Annotated in this window: 25 protein-coding genes; 12 read left to right on the forward strand and 13 right to left on the reverse strand. The window is 63.4% G+C overall.

The features are described from left to right. Window positions 1-181: 181 nt before the first annotated feature. Entirely contained in the window at window positions 182-991 is an 810-nt protein-coding gene (locus J7E83_RS12610) for an aminoglycoside 6-adenylyltransferase (protein ID WP_214962573.1), read from the reverse strand. A 73-nt stretch (window positions 992-1,064) separates the two neighbouring features. Between J7E83_RS12610 and J7E83_RS12615 the strand changes: the two genes are divergently transcribed. Beyond that, window positions 1,065-1,271 carry a hypothetical protein gene (locus J7E83_RS12615; RefSeq protein WP_214962575.1) on the forward strand — a complete coding sequence of 69 codons (207 nt, stop codon included), beginning with the start codon at window positions 1,065-1,067 and terminating at the stop codon, window positions 1,269-1,271. Here the strand turns inward: J7E83_RS12615 and fdhA are convergent. Continuing rightward, the gene (fdhA, locus tag J7E83_RS12620) at window positions 1,264-2,475 is read right to left on the reverse strand and encodes a formaldehyde dehydrogenase, glutathione-independent (protein WP_214962577.1); all 1,212 of its coding nucleotides are present in this window, start codon (window positions 2,473-2,475) and stop codon (window positions 1,264-1,266) included. The two genes, J7E83_RS12615 and fdhA, sit on opposite strands and share 8 nt — an antisense overlap. Window positions 2,476-2,752: 277 nt before the next feature. Between fdhA and J7E83_RS12625 the strand changes: the two genes are divergently transcribed. Beyond that, on the forward strand, window positions 2,753-4,054 hold the full coding sequence (locus J7E83_RS12625) for a hemolysin family protein (RefSeq protein ID WP_214962579.1): 1,302 nt from the start codon (window positions 2,753-2,755) through the stop codon (window positions 4,052-4,054). A 28-nt stretch (window positions 4,055-4,082) separates the two neighbouring features. Here the strand turns inward: J7E83_RS12625 and J7E83_RS12630 are convergent, their stop codons facing one another. After that, window positions 4,083-5,594 (reverse strand): MFS transporter, encoded by a 1,512-nt coding sequence (locus J7E83_RS12630; RefSeq protein ID WP_214962580.1) that lies wholly within the window; start codon window positions 5,592-5,594, stop codon window positions 4,083-4,085. A 345-nt stretch (window positions 5,595-5,939) separates the two neighbouring features. Between J7E83_RS12630 and J7E83_RS12635 the strand changes: the two genes are divergently transcribed. Beyond that, the gene (locus J7E83_RS12635; protein WP_214962582.1) at window positions 5,940-7,178 is read left to right on the forward strand and encodes an MFS transporter; all 1,239 of its coding nucleotides are present in this window, start codon (window positions 5,940-5,942) and stop codon (window positions 7,176-7,178) included. 173 nt (window positions 7,179-7,351) lie between these two features. Continuing rightward, window positions 7,352-7,678: a hypothetical protein gene (locus J7E83_RS12640; protein ID WP_214962584.1), complete on the forward strand. Its 327-nt coding sequence runs from the start codon at window positions 7,352-7,354 to the stop codon at window positions 7,676-7,678. Window positions 7,679-7,733: 55 nt separating this feature from the next. Here the strand turns inward: J7E83_RS12640 and J7E83_RS12645 are convergent, their stop codons facing one another. Then, the gene (locus J7E83_RS12645; protein ID WP_311379664.1) at window positions 7,734-9,866 is read right to left on the reverse strand and encodes an Ig-like domain-containing protein; all 2,133 of its coding nucleotides are present in this window, start codon (window positions 9,864-9,866) and stop codon (window positions 7,734-7,736) included. 587 nt (window positions 9,867-10,453) lie between these two features. Beyond that, window positions 10,454-11,329 carry a serine hydrolase gene (locus tag J7E83_RS12650; protein ID WP_214962586.1) on the reverse strand — a complete coding sequence of 292 codons (876 nt, stop codon included), beginning with the start codon at window positions 11,327-11,329 and terminating at the stop codon, window positions 10,454-10,456. Between the two features lie 164 nt (window positions 11,330-11,493). On the opposite strand from J7E83_RS12650, the gene J7E83_RS12655 reads away from it, so the two are divergent. Further along, on the forward strand, window positions 11,494-12,240 hold the full coding sequence (locus J7E83_RS12655) for an N-acetyltransferase (RefSeq protein WP_214962588.1): 747 nt from the start codon (window positions 11,494-11,496) through the stop codon (window positions 12,238-12,240). A 47-nt stretch (window positions 12,241-12,287) separates the two neighbouring features. Here J7E83_RS12655 and J7E83_RS12660 read toward each other — a convergent pair whose 3' ends face one another. Both J7E83_RS12660 and J7E83_RS12665 read right to left on the reverse strand, forming a co-directional pair. After that, a complete protein-coding gene (locus J7E83_RS12660; RefSeq protein WP_214962590.1) occupies window positions 12,288-12,947 on the reverse strand; it encodes a dihydrofolate reductase family protein in 660 nt (219 codons plus the stop codon). Between the two features lie 153 nt (window positions 12,948-13,100). Next, window positions 13,101-13,655 carry an AAA family ATPase gene (locus J7E83_RS12665; RefSeq protein ID WP_214962592.1) on the reverse strand — a complete coding sequence of 185 codons (555 nt, stop codon included), beginning with the start codon at window positions 13,653-13,655 and terminating at the stop codon, window positions 13,101-13,103. A 258-nt stretch (window positions 13,656-13,913) separates the two neighbouring features. Here J7E83_RS12665 and J7E83_RS21425 point away from each other — a divergent pair, with 258 nt between their 5' ends. Continuing rightward, window positions 13,914-14,042, forward strand: a complete 129-nt coding sequence (locus tag J7E83_RS21425) for a hypothetical protein (protein WP_285289348.1) — start codon at window positions 13,914-13,916, stop codon at window positions 14,040-14,042. A gap of 143 nt (window positions 14,043-14,185) precedes the next feature. On the opposite strand, the gene J7E83_RS12670 is transcribed toward J7E83_RS21425, so the two are convergent. The 4 genes from J7E83_RS12670 to J7E83_RS12685 are packed head-to-tail and all read right to left on the reverse strand — an operon-like array spanning window position 14,186 to window position 16,515. Beyond that, a complete protein-coding gene (locus tag J7E83_RS12670; RefSeq protein WP_214962594.1) occupies window positions 14,186-14,950 on the reverse strand; it encodes an ABC transporter permease in 765 nt (254 codons plus the stop codon). Then, entirely contained in the window at window positions 14,947-15,771 is an 825-nt protein-coding gene (locus tag J7E83_RS12675; protein ID WP_214962595.1) for an ABC transporter ATP-binding protein, read from the reverse strand. The genes J7E83_RS12670 and J7E83_RS12675 overlap by 4 nt, the downstream gene beginning before the upstream one ends. 25 nt (window positions 15,772-15,796) lie before the next feature. Further along, on the reverse strand, window positions 15,797-16,162 hold the full coding sequence (locus J7E83_RS12680; RefSeq protein ID WP_214962597.1) for a DUF1048 domain-containing protein: 366 nt from the start codon (window positions 16,160-16,162) through the stop codon (window positions 15,797-15,799). 2 nt (window positions 16,163-16,164) lie between these two features. Further along, window positions 16,165-16,515 (reverse strand): PadR family transcriptional regulator, encoded by a 351-nt coding sequence (locus J7E83_RS12685; protein WP_214962599.1) that lies wholly within the window; start codon window positions 16,513-16,515, stop codon window positions 16,165-16,167. Between the two features lie 138 nt (window positions 16,516-16,653). Between J7E83_RS12685 and J7E83_RS12690 the strand changes: the two genes are divergently transcribed. The 4 genes from J7E83_RS12690 (at window position 16,654) to J7E83_RS12705 (ending at window position 19,938) form a co-directional block, all read left to right on the forward strand. Beyond that, window positions 16,654-17,007, forward strand: coding sequence for a hypothetical protein (locus J7E83_RS12690; protein ID WP_214962601.1), 354 nt, complete (start codon window positions 16,654-16,656; stop codon window positions 17,005-17,007). Window positions 17,008-17,306: 299 nt separating this feature from the next. Then, a complete protein-coding gene (locus J7E83_RS12695) occupies window positions 17,307-17,642 on the forward strand; it encodes a YciI family protein (protein ID WP_214962603.1) in 336 nt (111 codons plus the stop codon). Next, the gene (locus J7E83_RS12700; RefSeq protein ID WP_214962604.1) at window positions 17,642-18,895 is read left to right on the forward strand and encodes an RNA polymerase sigma factor; all 1,254 of its coding nucleotides are present in this window, start codon (window positions 17,642-17,644) and stop codon (window positions 18,893-18,895) included. The genes J7E83_RS12695 and J7E83_RS12700 overlap by 1 nt, the downstream gene beginning before the upstream one ends. A gap of 377 nt (window positions 18,896-19,272) precedes the next feature. Continuing rightward, the gene (locus J7E83_RS12705) at window positions 19,273-19,938 is read left to right on the forward strand and encodes a potassium channel family protein (RefSeq protein WP_251043827.1); all 666 of its coding nucleotides are present in this window, start codon (window positions 19,273-19,275) and stop codon (window positions 19,936-19,938) included. A gap of 64 nt (window positions 19,939-20,002) precedes the next feature. Here J7E83_RS12705 and J7E83_RS12710 read toward each other — a convergent pair whose 3' ends face one another. Beyond that, a complete protein-coding gene (locus J7E83_RS12710; protein WP_214962605.1) occupies window positions 20,003-20,833 on the reverse strand; it encodes an endonuclease/exonuclease/phosphatase family protein in 831 nt (276 codons plus the stop codon). A gap of 225 nt (window positions 20,834-21,058) precedes the next feature. On the opposite strand from J7E83_RS12710, the gene J7E83_RS12715 reads away from it, so the two are divergent. Further along, window positions 21,059-22,306 carry an MFS transporter gene (locus J7E83_RS12715; RefSeq protein ID WP_214962606.1) on the forward strand — a complete coding sequence of 416 codons (1,248 nt, stop codon included), beginning with the start codon at window positions 21,059-21,061 and terminating at the stop codon, window positions 22,304-22,306. A gap of 87 nt (window positions 22,307-22,393) precedes the next feature. Here the strand turns inward: J7E83_RS12715 and J7E83_RS12720 are convergent, their stop codons facing one another. Then, window positions 22,394-23,623 (reverse strand): DUF1524 domain-containing protein, encoded by a 1,230-nt coding sequence (locus J7E83_RS12720; RefSeq protein ID WP_251043828.1) that lies wholly within the window; start codon window positions 23,621-23,623, stop codon window positions 22,394-22,396. A gap of 372 nt (window positions 23,624-23,995) precedes the next feature. Between J7E83_RS12720 and J7E83_RS12725 the strand changes: the two genes are divergently transcribed. Next, window positions 23,996-24,388 carry a VOC family protein gene (locus J7E83_RS12725; RefSeq protein WP_214962608.1) on the forward strand — a complete coding sequence of 131 codons (393 nt, stop codon included), beginning with the start codon at window positions 23,996-23,998 and terminating at the stop codon, window positions 24,386-24,388. Window positions 24,389-24,391 lie beyond the last annotated feature (3 nt).

Raw genomic sequence — 24,391 nt, forward strand, 5'->3', positions numbered from 1 at the left:
TGAGAGCCGTGGGTCCGCACTGGCCATGTGCCGCATTGTCGGGGTGCCACTTCGAGAGGCTCTTCGTGTCGAGACAGGTCGTATCTGCACCCCAAGACAGACGAAATGCACGTTCGAGCTCGAGCAACGTATGAATCATGGCGACAGCGTAGCAAGGGACCAACTGAACGGTGGCGATCCTCTAGCGGACATCTGTATGCATCGCAAGGATGGCTTCGACCTCGCGGTGAACGCGGTCGTGATCGAAGGGTTGGAAACGAAGCCTGTCCGCGATAGGCGTGCCAAGGTCGGCGAACAAGATGATCGAAGCGCGCAGGGCATTGGCAGAATCCACGGCGTCGAATTGGCCCCAGCACTGTTCAAGCGCTTGCTGCACGTCGAGGTCCATCCATTCCCGCATTCGGGAACCGAGGAAGCGTACGTCGTAGTCAAGTCCGTAGCGGGCGTGGTGATCCCATTCGATCAGCATCAGCAGCGACGCTTTCAGGTCTCGGTCGCGGATCTTGCTTGACCACGGCTCGTCTCGGACGATCGCCTTCGCACACATCAGTGCAGCGGCGTATCCCCATTCCAGGCGCTCACGAAATGCCGTCTCGTCGGGCAACGAATTCCGCGCCGCAGCCTGGCGAAGTGAGCCGGAATGACCGTCCTTGTCGACAAGGACGGCGAAGCGCCGTTCATAGCGCATCGTCGGTAGAGCGTCGGCCTTGATGACGGTCAGGTCGAGCTTGCCGCCGACGTAGTACACCAAGCGGGTGGGGTGCCAATCGGGGTTCGCCAGGCGCTCGACAACAAGGACCTCCCCGAGTTGATCCCACCAGGAATCGTCTGAAAGGAGCGGGGCCGGGTCGGTGGCGTATACCTCGATATCGCGATCTGATAGGGGATGCGTCTCGCTGGCGGCCGCGGAACCGGTCAGCACCATCGCGCGCACATTGACGTTGTCCTGAGCCCAAGCGGCCAGCGTGTCGATTGCCTTGTTGTAGTCCACGTCTCTAGGTTGTCACGAGGTTCGCGTCGACCTGCCCGGGTGTCCAGTGACGCAGAGTCAGCAGGACGCCGCTGTGGATGGAACCCCCGTCTACGGCTTGTTCGCCATCGTCGGTGAAACCAGCTTCATCTTCTGGCTCCTCATCAAAGGCCGCAAACTCACCATCCGCTCAGGGCAACTCGCCTCAGGCGACCAGCAAAGCGAAGCCAGCAGCCGCCGTCGTAATTCACGACGGCGGCTGCTGGCTTTGTACGGGAACGAACGGCCAGCGCTCAGCTGAGATATCCGTTCGGGTTGAGGACGTACTTGGTGGCAGCCCCGGCGTCGAATTCGGCATAGCCCTTGGGCGCATCCTCCAGCGTGATCGCCTTCGCATTCACGTTCTTGGCGATGCTCACCTTGTCATGCAGGATGGCCATCATCAGTTGCCGGTTGTACTTCATCACCGGGCACTGTCCGGTGGTGAAACTGAGCGACTTGGCCCAGCCGGTTCCCAGGCTCAGGCTCAGCGCACCCTTCTTGGCAGCGTCGTCCACACCTCCGGGATCGCCGGTGACGTACAGCCCCGGAATGCCCAACGCGCCACCAGCCGCAGTAATCTCCATCAGCGAATTAAGCACCGTCGCGGGCGCTTCCTTCGCGTCGTGGCCGTGACCGCGCGCTTCAAAGCCCACAGCGTCCACGCCGCAGTCCACTTCCGGTACGCCCAGGATCTGCTCGATCTGCTCCGCCGGGCCACCCTCCCCGAGGTCTATCGTTTCGCAGCCGAAGCTGCGCGCCTGCGCCAGCCGGTCCCCGTTCAGGTCCCCCACAATCACGACGGCGGCACCCAGCAGGTGCGCGCTTGTTGCGGCCGCGAGGCCCACGGGACCGGCGCCGGCGACGTACACGGTGGAACCTACACCCACCCCGGCGCTGACGGCGCCATGGTAGCCCGTGGGGAAAATGTCCGAGAGCATGGCCAGGTCCAGGATTTTCTCCATGGCGCGGTCCTTGTCCGGGAACTTCAGCAGGTTCCAGTCGGCGTAAGGCACCAGTACGTAGTTCGCCTGGCCGCCCACCCAGCCGCCCATGTCCACGTACCCGTAGGCGCTGCCCGGCCGGTCCGGGTTCACGTTCAGGCAAATGCCGGTCTTGCGCTCCTTGCAGTTCCGGCACCGGCCGCAGGCGATGTTGAACGGCACTGAACACAGGTCTCCGACTTTAATGAACTCGACGTCGCGGCCCACCTCCACCACTTCGCCGGTGATCTCGTGGCCCAGCACCAGGTCGGGCGGTGCTGTGGTGCGCCCGCGGACCATATGCTGGTCCGAGCCGCAGATGTTGGTTGCCACTGTTTTGAGGATTACGCCGTGGTTGACCGCTCGTCCCACGTTTGCGGGGTTGACCCCCGGCCCGTCCTTAAGTTCGAACGTCGGGTAGTCGATGTCGATCAGCTCGACCTTGCCGGGTTCCTTGTAGGCAACGGCTTTGTTCCCTGTCATCATTGCTCCTCTTGCCGTCACGGCAAAGCCCGGTGAGGCCGCCATGAACTCTAAGTGTTTGCGATGGACCCCCACGTGCAGAGGCCTGCCCGTGGCTAGAGCAGCCCGATGTTTTCCTGGCGTCGGAGGTCCAGCCAGTTTATGCACGCCCATCCAAAGGGGTCCAGAGCCAGTGCCCCCTATCTGCTCCCCTACTTACCGGTTCCTGGGTCAGCCGACGAGGGTAGACCGAGCGGCGACGAATACCTTGTCCCCGCCCATTCGGTAGTGTCAGATTATGGATAGCCACACGCTGGTCAATTTCCTGTTGGTCCTCTTCTTCGTGCTCTTGGGAGGTGTCTTCTCCGGCACGGAAATGGCGCTGGTTTCCCTTCGCGAAAGCCAGGTGCGCCGGATTGAAAAGGCAGGAAAACGCGGGGCCAGAATTGCGGCCCTGGCCGGAAATCCCAACCAGTTCCTCTCGACTGCCCAGATAGGTGTGACCCTTTCCGGTTTTTTCTCAGCTGCCTACGGTGCCTCCACCATCGCCCCCGATGTGGAACCTTTCCTGGAGGCCGTGGGTTTTGGTCCCGCGGCCGAACCTGTGTCCTTTATCGGCGTGACGTTGCTGGTGGCCTACCTTTCCCTGGTGCTGGGCGAACTGGTGCCCAAGAGGCTGGCCCTGCAGAGCGCCGTCGGTTTCACGAAGATCATGGGTCCGCCGTTGAGTGTCTTCTCGAAAATCATGCGGCCCGCCGTCTGGCTGCTGTCCGTTTCCACTAACGCCGTGGTCAGGCTGTTCGGTGGTGACCCACACGCAAGAAAGGAGAGCATAACCTCCGAGGAACTCTGGGACATGGTTGCCCAGAGCGACATGCTGGAAGAAGACAGCAGAAGCATCCTGACTGACGTGTTTGGAGCCGGGAACCGATTGCTCCAGGAGGTCATGCGCCCCCGGACCGAGGTCACCTTCGTCGACGGCTTCCTAACCATTGCGGCCGCACGCAACATGCTCAGGAACCGCCCGTATTCGCGATATCCCGTGATTAACGGGACCCCTGACGACGTTCTCGGCTTTGTCCACATTCGTGACCTGATGCCCCGGGATGACAGGGATGACGAGGGAATGGTGAGGGACATTGTTCGTGAGATCATTCCGCTGCCGGGAACGAACAGGGTCCTGCCTTCGCTATCACGAATGCGCAAACTCGGCCAGCACATAGCACTGGTAGTTGACGAGTACGGCGGCACGGACGGGATCGTCACCTTTGAGGACCTGATCGAGGAACTGGTCGGTGAAATTTACGACGAGTATGACACCGGCACTGACGCCGAGGACCACGTCAGCGTGGGAAACGGGTCCGTAGAGGTCGACGGCGGCCTGATCCTGCAGGAGTTTGCCTCAGCCACCGGCGTAGCACTACCGGAAGGCCACTACGAGACAGTGGCCGGGTTCGTCATGGACCGTCTGGGCCGCCTTGCCCGGGAAGGGGACAAGGTTGAGATATCAAGCCACGTGCTGACGGTGACCGCGATGGACCGGCTGCGCATCGCCCGCATCCGGGTGACCCCCGCGGAGGGGCGGCCGGCGGAATCCTGAGCCTCCGGCAGCCTCAAAGCCCCGGGCCTCAGGCCCCCGCCCTCCCATGGGGTGCCGCGTGCGACGCCCTCGCGGCCTCATAGCTGCTGTCGAACGGCAGGGAGTCCATTTCCAGCAGAGGGTTCTCGTCCTGCGTCGCCACCAGTTCGCGGGCCGCTTCATCCGAGTCCACGCTGGGCATTGAACCGGGCAGGTGCCGCCGGGCGGATTCGGGCAGGAAGTAGATAGTGACTGCGGCGATCGCCGAGGTGGCCATCAGGTAGTAGGCGGGCATCATGTCATTGCCCGTCACCTGGATCAGGGAGGCAATGATGAAGGGCGTGGTGCCGCCGAAGATCGCCACGGCGAAGTTATAGGCGATGCCCATCGCCCCGTAGCGGTGGGCCGTGGGAAACAGCGCCGGCAGGGCCGACGCGAGGTTGGCCACGAAGAACGTGACCGGGAAGGCGACCAGCGCGAGGCCGGCTATGGTGGCCGGGACGGTTCCTATCGAGATCAGAATGAACGCCGGCATCGACAGCACCACCGTGCTGACGGCACCGATCCAGAGGACGGGGCGGCGCCCGATCCTGTCCGAAAGACGCCCGGTGAAGGGGATGCACAATGACATGACCACCAGGACGGGGATAGTCAGCAGCGTCCCGTGGATCTCGTCGTATCCCTTGTTGCTCGTCAGGTACGTCGGCATATAGGACGTGAGGGCGTATCCCACCGTGTTGGCGGCAGCCACGAGGATCATTGCCAGCACGATCCTGCGCCAGTGGGCCTTGAAAATGCCCACCGGGCCCACGGGTCCGAGCACGTCGCCGGTCTGGGGGTGGCGGGCCGATTCCTCTTCCGCATCCAGGGTTGCCTGGAACGTTGGTGACTCCTCAATCTTCAGCCGGAAATAGATGGCGATGATGCCGAGCGGGCCGGCGATGAGGAACGGGATGCGCCAGCCCCACGCCTCCATTTGCTCCTGCCCCATCATCAGCTGCAGCACGGAAACCAGGGCCGCGCCGAGGGCGAAGCCCAGGTAACTCCCCATGTCCAGGAAGCTCACGAAGAAGCCGCGGCGCTTGTCCGGCGAATGCTCGCAAACGAACGTGGTGGCGCCGGCGTACTCGCCGCCGGTGGAGAAGCCCTGCACCAGCTTTGTCACCACGAGCAACACGGCAGCCCAGATGCCCAGCACGGCGTAGCCCGGGAGCAGTCCGACGACGAAGGTCGACGCTGCCATGATCATCAGGGTCATGGCCAGGACCTTCTGGCGGCCGATCTTGTCGCCCAACCAGCCGAAAAAGACGCCGCCCAGTGGGCGGGCGATAAACGTGGCAGCGAAGGTTCCCAGCAGGAACAGATTCTGCACCGCTTTGTCGGCGTCGGGCAGGAACACCGGCCCCATGGTGGTGATCAAATAGCCGAACACACCGACGTCGTACCACTCCATGGTGTTGCCGACGATGGTTCCGCCCAGCGCTTTCCTCAGCGTTGGATGGTCAACAACGTTGATGTCCGAAACTCGGAGGCGGCGTTTTTTCGCGGGCTGAACTGTCACAGCTGCCTCCCTCCCGCGTCGATTTTCGTCTGGGCTTGGCACTGGTTCTGCGGCATTTCATTCCTCCACTGGAGGTCATGCGTCATCCCCACATGGCGCCGACTTGGACGTTTGACTCACGGTGCTCCGACCATCTTGGCACCGCTGCCCGAGCACATCAATGAAACGCAACGCTTCCCCGGTTCCGGGGTGCGTCGCTGCCCCAACAAAGACGTCGACCAGTGTCACTGATCACCGCCGACTCTGGCGGGACGGAACGCAATAATCAGGTAAAATTGCTGGAGGAATTGTCCGGCCGAGCAAGAGCCGCCTTCCACCCCTCCCCCTTGAATGGATCCCTTCCGCATGTCCTCCGCGATTTCCGCGCCGGCGTCCCAGCGTTTCCCGCTGGCCGCCATGATGGTTTTGGCCACCATCGCCTTCACCGCCATCACCACCGAGCTCCTGCCTTCGGGCCTCCTGCCGCAGATCAGTTCGGGCCTGAACGTGTCCGAGCCGGTGGCCGGCTACCTGGCCGCCGCCTATGCCGCGGTGATTGTTGTCACCGTGGTTCCCGCCGCCCGGCTGCTGGGCCGGGTGCCCAAGCACACCCTCCTGGTGGCGCTGGTCCTGACATTCGCCCTCAGCAACGCGATGGTGGGGCTCGCCCCCACCTTTGAGGCGGCCCTCGGTGCGCGGCTGATCGGCGGCCTGGCGCACGGGTTGCTGTGGACCACCATGGCTCCGTTCATCGCCCGGGTGGTTCCCGCCGACAAAGTGGGCAAGGCGCTGGCCATCGTCTTCAGCGGCAACAGCGTGGGCCTGGCCATCGGCGCACCGGTCGGCACCGTCCTGGGCAGCCTCCTCGGCTGGCGCGCGTCATTCCTGTTCCTCGCCGGCTTCGGCCTGCTTCTGACCGGCCTGGCGCTTTGGCTACTGCCCCCGGTCCGGCTTGCGGACGAGGCTCGCCCGTCCCTGCGCCAGGCGATCTCCCAGCCCGGCGTGAAATCCGTGGCCATCGCCTGGCCGCTGCTAATCCTGGCCCACTTCGCGCTGTTCACTTACATCGCGCCGTTCATCCGCGACGCCGGCCTGCCGGACTATGCCATCAGTGTCTCCCTGACGGTCCTTGGAGTCTCAGGCCTACTGGGGGTCTGGATCGCCGGCCTCACCGTTGATACGCGCCCGCGCCGTTCGCTGATCATCACGACGGCGGCAATTGCCGTTTCGATGCTGCTGCTGCCTTTCGTGGGCGGCAGCCTTGCGGGCGCGCTGGCACTGATGGCGGTCTGGGGCGGGGGACTGGGCGCGATCGGCATCTACAACCAGTCGGCCATTCTCCGTGCCGGCCGCGAGAACAAGGATGCTGCGAACGGGCTGACGGTCCTGACGATCCAGCTCGGCATCACCATCGGAGCACTGTACGGCTCGGCGTCGCTGGTGGTGGCCGGCCCCATGCTGGTGCCGGTTGCCGCGGCGCTCCCGGTGGTTGCCGCACTCGTGATCACTGTGGCCGGGCGAAAGAATGCCTACCCGCCGGGCCCGCGTGAAGTGGTGTGGAAGACGCCCCGGCCGGTCCGGGAAAAAGTCGAGGAGCGCGCCTAACGTCGAACCCTCCCAAGGTGGCTTCCACCCCTCTCCCGGATTAATTTGCCAGGGGAAACAGTCCCGTGACGTGGTTCCTTTGCGTCGGCATGAATCCTTCTGCGACCTTCTAGTGGAACCTGTTGACATGAAAGGTCTGCGGGTTTATGGTCACAGCCCGGATGGCGGGCCACATGTATGTGACTGAGTTCAGGAACCAAGATGGTTCACTCAATCGGGTTACCGAACATCCCAGTTTCCGCTCCACTCTTACGAGTCCGACGGCGACGATCACGACGGCAGATGTGGGTTTGGATCGGTTCGTCGAAAATGAGGACGGCACCCTGAGCGTCTTCGGCACCGGCGTTCACCTGAAATTAAACGGGGACCTGAAGGCTGTTGGGCTGTGGCGGCTGGTAGTTGACCTTGAAAGCGGAGAACCAATCTCCCAGGAATACCACGGGAGATTCGATGTCACCGCTGAGGAGACCGCAACGGCTCTCTGCGAAGCGCTGAGCTAAGCACAATCCGGCCCGTCCGGGAAAAGGTCGAGGAGCGCGCCTGTCCCTGCACCGGTCAGGGCAGGGCCGGGCGTACGACGATGGCAGAGCCGCACTGGTTGATGATCGTGCCGGAGCTTGAGGCTGCGGTCGCGGTTTTCGTGCCAGTGGTGGATGTGTCTGTCAGCGAGAGGGAGTCGACCTCGATGGCCGCGTTGGACTTGGACGCAACGTTTGACGTTACGTCGCTGACCTCGGCCGTCCCCGACGGTGGCGTGAAGGCCGTAGTCGCCGAGTTGGTGCCGTTCCTCACGCCGTGCGCGGTTAGTAGCAACGCCCCCGGCGTCACCGGCGTGATCGACGGTGCCCGAACATCAGGGTAAGGCACCCCGCTGTTGGTGTCAGTGGTGGGCGTCACGTCCAGCGGCGTGGTGGCGTCTGCGCCCTGCACGGCCACCGTCGTCCAGGCATACCGGGAGGCGGGTTCAGCTACGCTCGGCGCGGTGTCGCCGGACTGCATCACCCGATACCAGACCGTCTGGTGCGCCGAGGTGGATCCGGCGCTGGTGAAGTCGGCGATTGCGCGCGTCCATCCCGCTGGAGTCGTGGTGTTCGCCGACCCAGAGACGGTCACCTGCGAGTACAGGAAGACTACGTCGCCGGGCTGCCATCCTGCTGGCAGTGTGGGCGTGTATGAGCCCGAAGCGGTCAGCTCACCGGATCCGGCAGCCGACGCTCTGACCGAGGCCGGCGTCGCCAAAGTGGTAAAGGTCCAGGTCTTGTCCGACGCCAACGCGTTACCAGCAACATCCTTCACGCCGCCAGGGCCGCCCTTGATCGTCGCAGTGTATGTCGTACCCGCCGCCAGATCAGCACCGGGGTTCAACGTCGCGACCTTGCCCGTGGCGTCATAAGTCACCGTGGCCGTCACCGGCGTCGTCCCGGCCGTCAACGTGAACGTACTCGACGTGACCGTCGCGGGATCCATCGCCTCCGAGAACGACCCCGTCACATCCGCGCTCACAGCCACGCCGGCCGCACCAGCAACCGGAGACGTATCCGTCACCGTCGGAGCCGTCGTATCACCACCACCGACGGGGGGATCGTAAAAGTGCCAGTACGTGCTCGTGGCGCTCACATCGGCGAGCACCAGCAGACCGCTGTTGGCCGTGCCCCGCGCCGCACTGTTCAGGTTCTGCTTCGTCGAGGTGACGTTGTGGACATACTCGCCAGCGTCCACGATCCGAGTCGTTTTCGCGGTGGTGAAGTTGATATCGTTCAGCGGCGTGGACTTCTCGTAGATCGCACCCCCCAAGCTGGTGCAGACGCCGGCATTCGTCGTGCCACTGGGCTTCGGATAGGTCGCGAACGTACGCAGCATCTGCGTGCTCTCGTCAATCAGGACGATCACCCGGTTCGGGCACTCCGACACAGCCGCGATCGGGTACGCCGACCACGTAGCACCACTCAATGCCAACAGCTGGATCAGCGGCTCAGGCGCGGACGTGAACGACGTCTTGACAGCGGCGAACACCCGGCCGCCCGAGGAATCCAGCCACTTCAAGTTCATATGGTCATCACTGCTGCGCTGGCCCGACACCGCCGCCACAGGAGCGGACCAGGCAGTGTTCGACGCCCCATCGAGGTGGTAGCTCCAGTACATGCCGTCGGTGGCATCACCGACCTGCCGGCTCCACATCACACCCATCTTGTTCCCGTCGAACGCGATCACAGCCGACGTGTCATCCACAGAGACATTGCTCAACGCCGCAGGATGCGCAAACGGCGTCCACCACGTCTTGCCATCCGTGGCAGTAACGTTCAGATAGATCCGGTTCCCCTGCTGCCAGGTGGCCCACACCCGGCCAGTCGAGTCCTTATCGATGGTCAGAACCTCAACCTTGGAGTTGTTAATCTGCGTAGAACTCAGCAGCGAGTACGTCTTATTAGCCGGATCGTAGCTGTAACGCCGCATCGTCGTCGGAAAGTTCGGCTCAGCCGGCAAACCATCATTGACGAACCGATAGCTCGCCACAAACAACGTCGCCCCGTCCCACAGCACGTCATGATGAGTGCTTGCCCGCGTTTCCGTCACCACACCCGTATCAACCCACGAACTCGCCGCAGCGTTGAACTTGAAGATATGGAAATCCGAGCTAGCCGTGTCCCACAGATTCCCCCACCAGAGCCCGTCGTTGAACCACAACACACTCGTAGCCCGCTTCGTACCCGTCGGCGTCCCCGTCCCCGAATGCGACGGACCCTCAACGCCAACATCACCCGCAGCAGCCGACGCCGCAACCGGCACAACCAGAGCACTCAGCACAAGCAGCAAAGCTGTCAGCAGCGCTGCCGGCAGTCCAGAGAGCCGCAGATTCCGTGACCCGCGTAGACGAAAACCACGTAGGCGAAGACCAGACGAGCGATCACCTCCAGGCCCTACACCGAGCCAGGAAGTCCTGCGGCCGCTACCGCGCCCGCCTATGTGAAAAAATCGATGGCCTAGCATAATTGCTCCCCGGAGTTGAACTCCATAGCCCCACCAGCACCTGCAGCAAGATCGAGCATTGCCATGGCCGCCCTCAGATTGAGCCTAGGATTCAGGTCAAGCGGATGTCACGAGTAACAGGTACCTGCTTTGAAGCATGGGAAGGCGCTCTGCTACTTGGAAGCTACTCACCCCGGTACTTGAAGGAACTCAGCCCGCAGCGTGTTAGGCGATCACATCGTCGTCGCGTGACGCGATCCTTGCGCGCGCCGGCAGGCAGCAACGGTTTCCTCGAATACGCGGCTTGTTCAGCCGGCCATGGCCGTGTAGGCGAGTTCTGCCAGGCGATGGTCCCGCAATTCCTCGTGTGCGGTGATGGTGATCACGGTGTCTCGCGTTTGGTCTACGACCACGTATTGTCCGTATCTGCCGTCCAGCCGCCAGCAACTGCCAGGGCCGTCCCACGCTGCAAAGCCGTAGCGTTCGGAACTCCCTCCGCCTCCGGTCTCTACCCACGAGGCGTGCATCCTGTCGACCCACGCTGCGTCGACGAGCTGCAGGCCGCCCCAGCGGCCATGGTCGCGAAGAAGGCGGCCGATTCGCGCGAGTTCTTCCGTGCGTAGTTCCAGACCACTCCCTCCGATGATCCAACCCAGCGGGCACCGGTGCCATTGTGGATTATGGATGCCAAGGGGGTCGAACAGGCGCGGCATCAGCCAGTCGCGCACATCACCGACAATCGCGCCGAGCATGCGCATCGCAATGTAGGTGCTCGCGTCCGTGTACTGGAACACAGCCCCAGGTCCACGAGTGGGCTTGCTCAGCATTTCCTGCGCGAGGTCGGGCCAGGGCACCGGTTGGTCGCCGAACCATATGAAGTCGATCCCGCTCGACATCGTCAGCAGGTGCCGAACCGTCACTGTCTCGACGCCGGCGCCGAGGTTTATCGCGGGGAGCAGTTCCGGCACCGGGGAGTTGAGTGACAGGATGCCCTCGTCGATCGCGATACCTATCGCAAGTGCGCACACACCTTTAGACGCCGAATAGATGTTCTCCCGATCGTCGCTGCGCCACCGATGCTGTGCTGCGTCCTCTCCTATGAGAACGTGCACCCCGTACGCACCGAGTCCCTCCTCGTCGACTGCGGAGACGAAGCGATCGAGAATGGACGAAGCGATTGGCATCTGAACAGTCTGCCAGTTCAACGGCTGTTACGTGGCGAAAGCGCAGTGTCGACTTGCCCGCACCGGACATGCCCGTAATGGGAACCCGAGGCAGGGCAGCGCCAACAGCCGATGAGGATCCGGATATGCGACACATTCGCTATTCGGCCCAATAGGGTCGGTGGATGAACTTGACCGTGGTTACGCTGTCGGAGCGACCTGATTTGATCGACGAGATGTGGTCATTGCCTAACACCTGGCCTGTGTTCATGCGCCAGGATCCGGTGGCCAACCTCTGCTACAGGAACCTGGTTGATGCCTTCCCCGAACACCAGTTGGTCGGGCTTGACGAGCAGTCGAAGGTGGTCGGGAAGGTCCATAGCGTCCCTATGATGTGGGACGGGTCCTTGGAAAACCTTCCAGACCGCGGCTGGGATGCTGTGTTGGAGCGGGCCTTCGCTTCGTCATTCTCAGCATCGGAATGCCAGGCGGTTTCTCTCATTGAAGCATTCATTTCTCCTCGCTACTCCGGACGGGGACTCAGCAGCACGATGCTGGTCGCCGCTCGGAAGAACGCGGCAAGGATGGGGTATCGGGACCTCCTGGGGCCCATCCGACCCACAGGAAAGGCCGCGTTTCCGCACGAGGGCATGCGAGACTATGTTGCCCGCCTCGATGTTGACGGGCTTCCCATTGATCCGTGGCTGAGAACACATGTTCGCTTGGGCGGTGTGGTGATGAAGGTCTGTCCGGTCGCAATGACGATTCCGGGGACCCTGGCTCAGTGGCGGGAGTGGACAGGCCTGGAGTTGGCATCGAGCGGAGTGACTGAGGTTCCGGGTGCGTTGACGCTCCTGCATGTTTCGGTGGAGCACGATCATTGTGTCTACGTCGAACCCAACGTTTGGGTTCGCCACAAATTGGCCGCCTAACCAAAGGCGGCATAACCGAGGCGCAGCAGCAGCGCGCCCAAGCCGGACTACCCGTCCGTGCGACGTGTGAAGATCAGATGAAGAACTCCGAATGGAGAAGGGGTCACTTCGATTTCGAAGCGTTGTTCGAGTCCTTCGAGTCCATCCCAGAGCCGTTCGCCCCGGCCCAGGACGATCGGCACGAGGACGATGTGCATGTGGTCGATCAGATCGGCCTCGAGGAACTGTCGAATCGTGCTGACGCCGCCACCGATCCGGACGTCGAGGTCGCCGGCCAGGGCGCGAGCATGCTTGAGCGCGGAGACGGGGTCGGCGTCAACGAAATGGAACGTTGTTCCGCCTTCCATTTCGAGTACCGGCCGGGGATGGTGGGTCAGAACAACGACAGGAGTATGGAAGACAGGGTTATCGCCCCACCATCCCTTCCATTCCTCGTCCTCCCAGGGACCGCGTTGAGGGCCGAACTTGTTGCGCCCCATGATCTCCACGCCGATTCCGGGCGCCCACTGGCTGGCGAACGCTTCGTCGACGCCGAGGGATCCCTCCGACTCCCCGCGGATGCCCATCTGGCTGAAGGTGCGCGTCTCAAAAGCCCATTTCATGAGCCGTGGGCCTGCGTGACCGAACGGAGCGTCGAGTTGCTGCCCCTCGCCGGTGCCGAAGCCGTCGAGGGAGACCGAGAAGTTATGCACGCGGACGAGGGACATGTCATCTCCTAAAGTGCTAGTCGTTCGCAATCACTGTATAGCTTCACAAACTCGAAAGTTCCACAGGTCATCGCCCGAGCATCTTATCGAGCCAGTTCTTCTTTTCTGGCCGCATTCTTTCATCCCAAGGCCTGCTATCCCCCGCGGCTCGACCTATTCTGGCGCAAGCGCGTAGATCAACTTCGCGTAGGTCTCCTCGATTGCTCCGTGGGTACTGTGGATGACGGTCGCGGCCTGTCGCTTTCGAAGTCCGCCGACGAGGCCGTCATACATGGACTCCAGCAGTTGCGAGCCGCCGCCTTGTTCCACGATGGCCTTGATCTGCCCGTGCCAGGGAACATCCTCACCGGCGCCACGGTCCTCAAACCGCGCGACCGAATTCTCTTTCGTGTCCATGATGACAATCTCCCGAAAACCGCTGCCGGTCTCCTCGGCAGCGGATCGGAAGCCCGCAATCTCGTCATCCGCGTCGAGAAACTGCGGCATGATGACGTTGTGTCCTGCGGCCAAGTGGGTGACAGCCATGCTGAATGCGACCGGCCGGACTATCTCCCCGGCTGCCTGGAAGTCCTCCTGCCACCCGCCGATCAGGCAGCGCACCTGATCGACGTCCAGATTTAATGTGCCCGGGTGGCGATCGACAAACATCCTGGCCAAAGTTGATTTGCCGATTCCGGGCGGGCCGTTCAAAAGGATCAGATCAGCCATGGCTGGTCCGGCCCGTAGGCCACAGAGCTGCAAGGCCTACTGGTATTCGCATAGGCAACACCCTAGTCCTGCACCTGCGCCCCTTAGGACCGGGCCACGCGCCCACGCAGATCCGAGGCCACTAGCCCGTTCGAAATGGGCTTGCTATGGGAACAGCTCTTTCATCGCACCATTTGGGTACTCCTCTGTGGGAAGGCCGAGCGGTAGTTCCAGCGGGCAGACTGGTCGCTTTCCCTCAAAATGCTCGCTGCGGGTGTTATGGATGACCTTGAATCTTTGGAGTTGAAGCGGAAGCTCCTGTCCACCGGCGACGCACATGGTCTCTACGCCCAGTACGGCTTCACGGCGCTGACCGACCCGTCCAAGATGATGGCCCGTGTCCGCTGAAGGGTCGGCTGACGTGCACTGAGATCACCCAGCCGAGACCTAGCTGGCGGGGTCGAACTGGAAAGCGCGCACCTCCTGCGCGCAACGGCAGGCGACCGCCATCTTCGTCAGCCAGCGCGCCCTGCCACGAACGGCGCTCGACCTCAGCTGATCTTGCGGCGGTAGGTGGCGATTGCGAAGGCGTAGGCCACGACGAGAATGCCAATCAGCCAGGCGAGGGCAATCCAGATGTCACCGCCCACCGGTTCCTGTGTGAGCAGGGCCCGGATGGTGTTCACGATGGAGGTCACAGGCTGGTTCTCGGCGAACCAGGCGACGGGGCCGGGCATCGAGGCGGTGGGCGCGAACGCCGAGCTGATGAACGGGAGGAAGATCAGCGGGTAGCTGAACGCGCTCGCGCCGTCCACTGTCTTCGCCGAGAGCCCGGCGATGACGGCTAGCCAGGTCAGGGCGAGGGTGAACAGGATCAGGATGCCGGCGACGGCGAGCCAGGCGCCCACGGATGCTCCGCTGCGGAACCCCATGATCAGCGCGACGCCGATGACTATAGCCACCGAGACCAGGTTCGCGACCAGGGAGGTGAGCACGTGTGCCCAGAGCACGCTCGACCTCGCGATCGGCATGGACTGGAAGCGTTCGAAGATGCCTCCCTGCATGTCCAAAAACAGCCGGTATGCGGTATAGGCGACGCCGGACGCGATCGTGATGAGCAGGATGCCGGGGAGCATGTAGTTGACGTAGGACGCGTCGGACCCGGTGGTGATCGCGCCGCCCAGCACGTACACGAACAGCAGCATCAGCGCGACCGGGGTGACTGCGGTGGTGATGATCGTGTCGGGGCTTCGGAGGATGTGGCGCAGCGACCGGCCGGTCAGAACGCCGGTGTCGCCGAGGACGTGGGTGGTCATCGTGGTTCCTTTCGTGCGGCGACCGTGCGGTCGTCGTCGGCCGTGTCTGTCTCGCCGCTGTCACCGACGAGGGCGAGGAAGACGTCCTCGAGGGATGGCTGCTTCTCCACATATTCGACCTTGGCCGGCGGGAGGAGTTGCTTGAGTTCGGCAAGGGTGCCGTTCTGGATGATCGTGCCTTTGTGCAGGATCGCGATGCGGTCGGCCAACTGTTCGGCCTCGTCAAGGTACTGCGTGGTGAGCAGTATCGTCGTGCCCTGACCGGCAAGCTGCTTGATGGTCTGCCACACCTCGATGCGCGCCTGGGGGTCGAGCCCCGTCGTCGGTTCGTCGAGGAAGATGACCGGCGGGTTCCCGATCAGGCTCATCGCTATGTCGAGCCGGCGCCGCATGCCGCCCGAGTACGTGGACGCCTTGCGGTTTCCTGCTTCGGTGAGTGAGAAGCGGGCGAGCAGGTCATCGGCGATCACGCCCGGGTTCTTCAGGTGGCGCAACTTGGCGACCAGCACGAGGTTCTCCCTGCCGGTGAGCACTTCATCGACGGCGGTGAACTGGCCGGTCAGGCTGATCGACTCGCGCACGTCGCCGGGCTTGGCGCCGACGTCGAAACCGTGGACCGTGGCGGTGCCCGCGTCGGCCTTCAAAAGCGTCGACAGAATCCGCACCAGCGTGGTCTTGCCCGCGCCGTTCGAGCCGAGCAGCGCGAAGATGCTCCCCGTCTCCACGTCGAAGTCGACGCCCCGCAGCACGTGCACGTCCTTGAAGGACTTCTCGATCCCCCGCACCCGGATCCCCGGGTCGAAGGCCTGGTTGATGGTCATGTCAGGGTTCTCCGTTCCCGCGCGTTCACGCATCGTCGTTGGCGGCCTGATCGATGGCGTCGGTCAGGCGCTTGCGCTCCTTGTTGATCCACTGGCCGTCCGAGTAGTTCTGGATGAAGGTGTCAGCGAACTCGACCGGGTCGTCCCCGACGATGTCGCGGATCGGTGTGCCGTCGATGGCGGCCCGCTCGATCAGGTCTGCGAGGTCCTCGAGCATCTGCACGAAGACATCGCCTTGGCCGATCGACCCGGCGTACATCAGGTAGCGCTCGATCCCGTCGATCGCGGTCCGGTAGCTCGTGGGGAGCTGCTCCTTGCGGGCCTTGTACTGGCGCCAGCGCTTCTTGTCCTCGAACGAGCCCGTGATCTGCTCGATCCATCCTTTGGCCATGGTTACTCTCCTTCTTTCTGCGGGTGTTCAATGCGGTGATGGAGCTGTTCGATCCGTTTCTCGAGGAAGCTCCAGGTCCTCCAAAACTCTTCGAGGTACTCGCCGCCCAGAGCGTTTAGCGAATAGACCTTGCGCGGCGGCCCCTTCTCGGAGGGGACCTTCACCACGTCCACGAGGCCGCGCTGCTCGATCCTGACCAGCAACGCGTAGACGGTTCCCTCGACGATCTCGGAGAAACCCTGCTCGCGCAGCCGCGCCGTGATCTCGTAGCCGTACGCCGGCTGCACGGCCAAGATTGCAAGGACGATGCCCTCCAGCGTGCCCTTGAGCATCTCTGTCATCTGCTTGCCCATGGAACGCTCGCTTTCGACTACTTAGTGATGTTGACTACCACTAGATAGTATCACCGAATAGCGGTGTGGCAAGAGGGCGGATCAGCTCCGCTTATAGACTGCTGGAGTACGTGTCCCTCGACCTTTTAGGAGAAGTTCATGAACTACAGCGGAAGCCAGTCCGAGAAGCCAGTAGCAGCCGGAGACCTTGACCGCAGCCATATCGGCCAGACTGTGAGCTTTCAGCCGAACGACTTCACGGTTGTCTTCGGAACGCTCGCCGGCGTTGCCCGGACGGACGCCCAGGTGTACCTGTCCCTCCAGGGTGTTGGCGGCGGCACCCATCTGAAAGACGAGTACGACCTCCCGGTCGGCCAGGACGTCTACCTTCAGCTGGACCCGCTAAGCAGCGCCGGGAAGACCCTCTCTGAGGCGGAGCGGGTCATCAAGGAGAAGTTCGACGAGATCAAGAAGAACCTCCGGGACCGGGAACAGAAGACCGATGCGGAGTAACGATCCGTCCAGTTGACGGAGAACCGCGCTGCGCCTGGCGCAGTGGGCTTCCGACGGTCGTTGCAGCACCCACATCTTGGAAGCTGCAACGACCGTGATGGTTAACGGGCAGTCAGGTTTTAGTTGCCGTGTGAAATCTGGTCGCAGTTGTCGATCTGGGCTTCCCTCGAGCGTCGGATAAGTAAGGACCCAAAGGAAGGGCCTGCGGCCGGCCAGGAATCGTGCGAATAGTGGATTCCGCAACATGCCGGTCGATGTAGTGAAAACTCAAACCCGAGAACAGATGAGGGGATTCCGAAATGTCCAAATATTTGGTTCTGATCTACCAGGATGACGCGGTGGCCAGGCAAGCCGAAGGCGAGTCGGTCAGCCCCGCCTACCAGGAGTTCATGCAGCGGCGCGACGGGTCTCTGCTCAGCGGGGCAGCACTGCAGCCAGCCTCGACGGCGACGTCAGTCCGGCGCGACGGATCGGGCGGATTCTCGGTGACGGATGGTCCATTCGCGGAGTCGAAGGAGACGCTGGGCGGCTACTTCCTCATCGAGGCAGCCGACCTCGACGAGGCACTCGAGATCGCCAAGGAGGTTCCGGCCGGCGTCGGGGTGGAGGTCCGGCCCGTGCGATTGGTCAGCTGATGCCACCGGCCGCCAGCGCGGAGGTCGCTGCCGCCGTTGCGGAGGCGCATCGGCGGGAGTGGGCGTTCGTGCTGGCGGCCACGGTGCGAGTTACCGGTGATATCGACACAGCCGAAGAAGCCGTCCAGGACGCGTACGCCAGCGCATTGGCGACCTGGGGTCCGCGTGGCATTCCGAAGAACCCTGGCGCATGGCTCACCGTGACCGCGCGGCGACGGGCCCTGGATATGCACCGACGCGCCGCCACGGAGCAGCGGGCCCTCCCGAAGCTTCTCGACCGGGGCGAGTATTTACTCGATGACCCGGACCTAAGCGTTGAGCATGTGGCAGATGATCGGCTGCGGCTGATATTCACCTGCTGCCACCCCGCCCTCTCCCCTGACGCCCAGGTCGCCCTGACGCTACGGCTCCTCTGCGGGCTCTCCACGGCTGATGTGGCGCGGGCATTCCTCGTGCCGGAAGCGACAATAGCCGCGCGGATTACCCGGGCGAAAAAGAAGATCGCGGCCGCCCACATCCCTTACCGCGTTCCAGCAGCGTCGGAGCTTGCGGAGCGTCTCGACGGCGTCCTGTCCGTCGTTTACCTGGTGTATACGACCGGACACACCGCCCCATCGGGAGAAAATTTGATGCGCCGGGATCTTGCGGAACGGGGCCATGAGCTCGCGAGGATGCTGCGCGTCCTGCTGCCCGACAACGGTGACGTCGCCGGGCTTCTTGCACTCGTATTACTCACCCATGCGCGCAGCGGAGCCAGGTTGGACGAGCACCGTGAACTCGTGCTGATGGAAAACCAGGATCGATCGAAATGGGACCGATCGGCCATAACCGAAGGGGTGGCTCTCGTGCGCGAGGCCTTGAACCTCAGGCCACCGGGCCGCTTCGCCCTTATGGCGGCAATCGCGGCCGTCCATGATGAGAGCAAATCGTGGTCCGACACGGACTGGCTGGAGATCCTCGGCCTTTACGACCTGCTGCTGGAGAAGTGGCCTTCTCCCGTCGTCAGGCTCAACCGGGCAATCGCCCTCGGCTTCGCGGTGGGCCACGCGGAAGGTTTGGCTGAGCTGGATGCACTCGGGGCCGAACCCCAGCTGGCCCGCTACCCGTATCTTGCTGCCGCACGGGCCGACTTCTTGACCCGGTTGGGCCGTTTCAACGATGCCCGGGTCGCCTTCGAGGAGGCGCTAATCCTGACAGAAAACGACACCGAACGGCGCTACCTCCAGACCCGGCTGAGCGAATTGACGGGCTGAACACGGAGCGAACACGCCCGCCGCGCTCAGGCAGGCAGTCTTCGAATGCAGCTAATAGGACAGTCTTTCCATGCCCGCCTGCGCTGCCCGCGAGGGTGTAGCCGCACGCCCCCAAGAAAAGGATCTGCGCATCTAAGATAGGGCATGGACTTCGCGGATATGCTCTGGACGGTCTCGGGGGCCGGGCTGATTCTGCTGATGCTCTCCGACGTCTTTCGCACGCTCCTTTATCCGCATGGTTCGGGCCCTGTAAGCCGGGCGATCATGCGGGGACTCTGGCTGCTCACGAGAAGGCTAAGAGGCCGGGCCTCCACTATGGCCGCACCTTTGGCAATGGCTGCTGTCATCGGCGCCTGGGCAGGGCTGGCAGCCATCGGTTGGGCTCTGCTGTACCTGCCACACCGACGGATGGCTTCGTCTACGGCGACGGAGTACCACTGCACGCCGACTTCGCTGAAGCGCTCTACATCTCGATGGTCACTCTTTCCACCGCGGGGTACGGCGACATTGTGGCGGCGCATCCGGTGCTCCGACTGGTCGTGGCCTTCCAGGCTGTCACCGGTTTCGGTTTGCTCACCGCTACGGTCTCCTGGATCCTGCAAATGTACCCGGCTCTCAGCCGCCGACGCGCACTTGCCCACGAGCTAAACCTGTTCGGGGAAGCCGCAGGTCCAGAGGGTGTGGCCTCGCTGGATCCGCAGCACGCTGCCGGGCTGCTCGAATCGCTGGCCAGAAACGTGGCATCTGTCAGCATAGATCTGCTGTCGCTGCATGAGACCTATTACTTCCATGAAGTGGAACTGAGGGGTTCCCTGCCGGCCACAGTCGCCTACGCCCATCGGCTGGCTTCAGATGCTCAAGGCAGCGAAAACCCCGACCTCCGGTTTGCCGGGCGGATGCTCCAAGCCTCTTTGGATCATCTCGCTGAAGTCCTCCGCGGGAATTTCGGCCATCCGGGGTCGACGTCGTCGGCGGTGTTTGACAGCTACGCGCTGCACCACAAGCACAGACAGCAGCGGGAAACCGGACACGGAATAGGGTAACTACTCGCACCCGGGGATGCGGGTCCCGCCCGCCTCGCCGCTGTCCCCTCCGCTGGGCCGCTCGTTAGTACCGGATGTCCGCCTGTACCGCATAGTGGTCCGACGGGTACAGGCCGTGGACCGGGCTGGTGCCAAGGATGGCCGCCCTGAGAGGGTGCCCGGCCCCGCCACGGCGGGGTGCGGCTGTGAAGACGTAGTCGATCCGCCTCTCTGGCCACAAGAGCTGAGTGGCCCAGGCGTTTTCGTTGGACCAAGTGCAACCCCTGGTACCGTCTCCAGCTACTTCCCAAGCGTCGTAGAAGGAGAGCCCGGGGGCCGGAGCAGCCGCCCGGCCAGTCATCATTCGGATCTCGTCACTGTCCGGATCGGCGTTGAAGTCCCCGCACAGGACGAGCGGGATCCGATCGTCCTGGGCAGCGTGCACGTGAGCGAGCAGGCCTCGGACCGCCTCCTGGCGCGCCCGGCTCTCATCCAACCACCAGGCGTCCATCACCACGCCGTACATCTGGATAGGCCCGCGCGGGCCGTCTATCTCGGCGTACTGCACCCGAAGGGCGCCGAAGGTGCTGATGGAGGTGGTGCTGATCGGCCAGCGGGACATCACCCCGACGCCGGAGAGCGCAGACTCATCCTCCTGCGCCTTCACCCCGCTGAAGGCGTGGTGTGGCATCTTGAGCGGCCCCGCCAACCTTGCGCACTGCCCCTCCCCGGCTTTGGCCCAGGACTCGGCCAGCACGACGATATCAGGAGCGGCACCTGCCAAGGTGGTGGCGATAGCCGCTTCACGCTCCCGCCAGGGGCCGTACAGCCCCCAGACGTTCCACGTGACAATGCGTGCGGTGGTCTCAATCAGCGGACCATACGAGTGCGGCGGTATGTCCAGGTCGCGCGCCATGTACCCATGCTGACAGGGCCCACGGAGCCGCGCCAGTCTCACCTGAAGGCCGGAAGCAACCGGCCGGCGGCCACCGCCTACGTTCCGGCAGGGTTCGCTCCCCTGCACAGTTCATGGAACAGGCCCTTTGGACTAGCTGCAGGGCATTTTCGGGCTCGTAGACGAGCCCCGGTTTACGATATAGCCTTTGAAATTTGGAGTCGGCGGCAGTCGGAGGAAGAGATCGTGCCGGATCAGCGAACAAGGCAACGGGCGACCGGCGGCGTCACGCAGGGCTCCCGCACCGCCCTCATCCGCTACGTTCTGGCGGCGACGGCCGCCAGAACGGCCGACGCCGGAGCGCCAGTCGCCTTTGTTCTCCTGGCTATTTCGCCGGCCTCGGGGATGGGCAACCCTGGACTGGCAGCAGGGATATTGGCGGCCTGCCTCACGGCGCCCCACCTGCTCGGACCCCTGCTCGGCAGGCGCCTCGATTTGGCACGGGACGGCCGAAAAGTCATTGCCGTCGCCTGCCTGCTGTATGGCCTTGCCGTTGCCGCCTCGGCGGTGTTCACCGTGCGCCAGGCCCCCTTGTGGGTGGTCGGGGCGTTTTTGGTTCTGGCCGGCACCATGGGTCCTCTGCTCACTGGAGGACTCAGCAGCCGCCTTGCGGCCATAGTCCGGTCCGGCCAAAGAAGCCAACGACGCGCCCAAGGTTGGGACGCCAGCACGTACGGGCTCGCCGGAGCCGTCGGCCCCGCAGCAGTCGCAGCATTGTCAGCGGCGGCATCACCGCTTGTTTCGGCCCTGGCTCTTGCCGGTGCAGCGCTGCTGGCCTCGATCCTGACGATGACATTCCCGACGGCGCCATCATCAGTGGATGAACAGGAACCGGCAGTCCCAAGGATTGGCCAGATCCTTCGGATCATCGCGGCCACAGGGCCATTGCGCCGTACTGCCTACGTCAGCATGGCGGTCGCCATGCCGGGGGCCATGATCTCCATCAGCGCGCTGGGCCTGACCTCAGACCGGGGTGACTCGGCCGTTCTCATTGCCGCATTTGGACTGGGAAGCCTGGCCGGCTCCTTGGCCGTGGTCATCTTTCCGCTCAAGGGGCAGGCGGAGAATCTTGTCATTGGCCTCGCGGCCGCGGCCGGGGCCGGCTTCGTCGCATCGGCCCTGTTTCCGGCATCTGCGTACGGCGTTGCTGTCTTCGGCATCGCAGGGGTGCTGAACTCGCTGCTTTTGACAGCGACCCTTGCCTCGCGTACCGACTATGCGCCGAAGAACGCGGCGGCCCAAGTATTTATCTGGATGGCCGCCCTCAAAGTGGCCATCGCATCCCTGGGTACGGCGACAGCCGGATTCATGGTTAGCACCGATGCCAGGCTCCCACTGTTGGCAGGCGGTGCCCTCGCTATAGGTGCGGCATTGGTGGCCGCCGCGGAGCGCAGACATGGCCAAAGACGGCAGGACCCATCAGGAAAGACTTAATCGGACCGGCGTCGAGTCGTCTACTTCTTCGTTCGCCGTTCGAGAATACAATCCGGCAGTCTGCAACCTAATTGCTTGGAGGTGGCGCTAGCTCTCGCAGGCAATCCCGTCTGAATCCCGGTCCAACCCGGCGCGGTAGCCTGGCTGGCCGATCCGCAGCGGTGCGGCGCCGGCAGCCTTGGCCGCGGTGCAGTTGGCGTAGTAGACAGCAGCCGGTGCCGCCGGAGCGGGGGCCGGGGCAACCGGCGCGGGAGCCACCGGTGCGGGAGCCACCGGAGCGGGGGCTGCGGGAGCAGGGGCAGGTGCCGCAGGCGCAGGTGCCGGAGCCACCGGGGCCTGCTGGTTTGTTGGCGCCAGCTGGCCGGAGCAGTCAACCAAAATGGTGGCCATCGCGTCGTGCTCCGCCTGGGTAACCCAAAGGCTGTACGTTGCCTTCACCGAGATCTGCCGGGCGACGTATTCGCACCGGAAGCCCTTGTTCGGTGGCAACCACGTGGCTGCGTCGCCGTCGCCCTTCTTGATGTTTGTGGGACCGTCCGTCGACTGGAGGTTCAGGGGGTCGTTGGCGAACGCCGTACGCTGCTCCGTGGTCAGCTGCTGTACGCCCTTCTGCCAGGCGTCGCTGAGGGCAACAACGTGGTCGATCTGGACGGCGCTGCTGGTCGCCGTCCCGCGGACGAAGCTGATACTGGAGCCTGTGTAGGGGTCTGCCAGCGTTCCCGACTGCACCTTGCAGGGGACGCTGTTGGTGTAGGTGATACCCGTCAGGTCGCGCTTAAGGATGTCGTTGCGGGTGTCGCAGCCGTTGCGGTCGACGTCGGCCCACGCCTGCCCGAACAGCGCCCGGTCATACCCAGTTTTCGGTGCCCGGCCCTTGACGGGAAGGGTCGCCAGCAGCTCGACCGCCTTGGTGGCGAACGCAGGTTGCGCGTTGGGTGCTGTAATGCTGACGCTTTGTGCCAGAAGGTAAGGGGTCTCGGGATCCAACGGGGCGCCCGTCTCCTGGGCGGTTGGAGCGGACGACGGTGTCGCTGTGGCTGTGGTGCTGATGCTGGCCTCAGCGGAGGACGGCGAGGCATTTCTGTCCGAGGAGGCGGCCTGAAGATCCTCCGTGGCAGTCCGCGGCAGAACGGCGCCCGCAGCGATGAAGAGGGCAAACGAGGTCGCAAGCGCGACGGCGCCGGCCTTGCGTTTGGCGGGAAGCATCGCCCAGGACCGTCGCCCCGTGGCCAGTACATAGAGGCCGGTGAGGGCAGCCGGGATGGCTAGGAAAACCAGGGCGCCCCCAAGACCTGCGCTGAACGCCCCGACGATCATGAACAAGGCCGTAATGCCCCCAACAATTAGCGTGGAAGCGCTCGGCTTGCGTGGCGGCCTCGGCGCCGGGGCAGATGGTGCTGGGCCCAGGAGGGTCTCATAGTTCGACATTTTTCCCCATTAATAAAGGCCCGGCAATTAGTCGGGCCTTTTGTATCTTCAACAATTGTTCCGGCGATAAGCCTATTTGTTCCTTGGCGAACGACCGTGCTGCTGCGCGGATCCTCGCGCAACTTTGATCGGTTCTTGCGCCGATCTTGAGGCTGCATGCGCGGACTAAAGCTTCTGGACTTAACATTTGCAATTAATGGCTGGTGTCAGGAATTATGCGATTGTTCCTTTTGTCTACCTACGGAAGGTAGAGTGACCCGCATGCAAATGCGCCTTGAGGTTGTACAGGTCCCGGTTTCGGACGTCGACAGATCCAAATCGTTTTACTCGGAGAACCTTGGCTTCGTCCTTGACCACGACGTTGAGCACATCCCCGGGATGAGGGTGGTACAGCTGACCCCTCCAGGTTCTGCGGTATCGATCGTCATAGGCACGGGAATGACCAGCATGCCGCCCGGCAGCCTGGAGGGACTGCAACTGGTGGTTCCCGACATCAGAGCCCTGCGCAGCGAACTCCTGGACCGCGGTGCGGACATCAGCGAGGTCCAGGACATGGGCGGAGTGCTGTTCGCCTACTTCGCCGATCCCGACGGCAACCGCTGGGTCATCCAGGGCGAAACGGCCCCCGACGTCCGTGCGGCACACCAGGCCTGAACG

This window comes from Arthrobacter sp. ISL-48, assembly GCF_018613805.1.
Lineage (GTDB): Bacteria > Actinomycetota > Actinomycetes > Actinomycetales > Micrococcaceae > Arthrobacter.